The organism is Bacillus cereus group sp. BfR-BA-01309 (assembly GCF_022664315.1).
Classification (GTDB): domain Bacteria; phylum Bacillota; class Bacilli; order Bacillales; family Bacillaceae_G; genus Bacillus_A; species Bacillus_A mobilis.
In genome coordinates this window covers 1-555 of sequence record NZ_JAKUHE010000058.1, presented here as the reverse complement: position 1 = coordinate 555, position 555 = coordinate 1, and the positions used below count along the sequence as shown (strand labels likewise).

Sequence of the window (555 nt, the reverse complement as noted above, 5' to 3'; positions counted from 1 at the left end):
TAGTAGAGTAGAAAACTGAAACAGATTATATTTTCTTTAGGGGTGGCTTTGCCATCCCTTTTCTGTTTCAGTTTCCCCTCATCAAACCGTACGTGAGGTTTTCCCTCATACGGCTTTCCGATGTTCTTCTTTCTTTGGCTTTCAGTTTGTTCTAGCTTCCGACTTTCACGAGTATGTATGTTGTTTTCGTCATCAAATCCTTGATACGACTATGTTTCTTTCGAACATTTCTTTTCTTATTCCAGAAAAGATTAAGCCGTTCTAAGACGTACCAATCTATTTTACAGAGCCACTTCTGTCCAATTGAAGATAGGCTATAGTAATTCTTGAATCCTTGTAGAATTCTATTTAAACCTTTTACCATCTCTTCTAATTGTAAATACAGTTTGTTCCTCGGTTCTGTGTATCTTTCAATGCGTTCCCGCATTTTCTTCATGGCTTTCTGGCTCGGAATATGTGCCATCACGTGCACTTTCTTCCCGCCTTTCACATGTTTAGGGTATTTTCGGTGATGAAATCCCAGAAAATCAAATCCCTCGTTTCCATCCCACGTAT

At 38.9% G+C, this 555-nt stretch carries 1 protein-coding gene; it reads right to left on the bottom strand.

All coding sequences use genetic code 11. From position 1 onward, the window contains the following. Positions 1–151: 151 nt before the first annotated feature. On the bottom strand, positions 152–555 hold a 404-nt coding region (locus tag MR115_RS29530; protein ID WP_304658057.1), incomplete at its 5' end, for a group II intron maturase-specific domain-containing protein.